Below are 810 nucleotides of genomic sequence, written 5' to 3'. Positions count from 1 at the left end.
GTTCTCGATATTGGAGGCCGAATTCGTATTAGACATAGATCACTCTACAGACTCATCGATGAAACAATTTGTGTACTCCTCAACTCAGAACCATCCAGCTTGGAACAGGCCGCTCACAACTTCGATTGCGTTCGGTCGTTGAACAAAGTGTGTTAGCGACTCGTTCGAGCCGTTCCGGCTCGAATTTCGTTCGGAGCTGGTAGAGGATCGTGTTCGCAGAGGGTGAATCCTTGCTGGAGTTACACAGCGTGGAGACCGAGGTCCCGTCGACGGTCGCGCCGACGAATATGTATAGCCGAAAGTGATGACTGGCCTGCTGACGTGGCTTCGGCGCGGTAGGTGTTAGGACGTCAATTCACACGACAAGCGTGAGTCGTCCTCCAATGAATGCCGCTGCTGCAACAAACGTTCCGTATTTGAGGATTGATTGGCCCGTTGTTGGGTCACTAAAACTTTGATAGCCAGCGTAGAGCATCAGAGTAACCGCTGGAGCAACCAAGACGAGGTATATTATACCGAATGTTCCAAGCAGATACGGTACAGGACTTGTTAGCACTACCACTACAAGAAGCGTTGCTGCGATGAAGAGAGCCCGTCGTTCTCCAATCGCGATAGGTAACGTGTTCAGTCCTTCTTGGCGATCCCCCCTAATATCCTCAACATCTTTAATTATTTCGCGAGCACCCGTCGATAGCGCTGATAGAAGGAACAATATAACCACAGCCCCGATTAGCTGACCAACTGCAGCTGCACCGAACAGGAATGTACTTCCGACGAGATATGCTACCAGAGCGTTTCCGATTCCTGGAC

At 50.6% G+C, this 810-nt stretch carries 1 protein-coding gene and 1 pseudogene; both read right to left on the bottom strand.

All coding sequences use genetic code 11. The features are described from left to right. Window positions 1-145: 145 nt before the first annotated feature. Window positions 146-289 (bottom strand): annotated as a pseudogene (locus C492_RS23575) (ISH3 family transposase); the annotation flags it as partial. Between the two features lie 66 nt (window positions 290-355). Then, the coding region (locus C492_RS22485) for a UbiA family prenyltransferase (protein ID WP_169333441.1) at window positions 356-810 on the bottom strand (455 nt) is incomplete at its 5' end.

Origin of the sequence: Natronococcus jeotgali DSM 18795 (assembly GCF_000337695.1) — an archaeon.
Taxonomy (GTDB): domain Archaea; phylum Halobacteriota; class Halobacteria; order Halobacteriales; family Natrialbaceae; genus Natronococcus; species Natronococcus jeotgali.
This window is presented reverse-complemented; position numbering and strand designations above follow the sequence as displayed.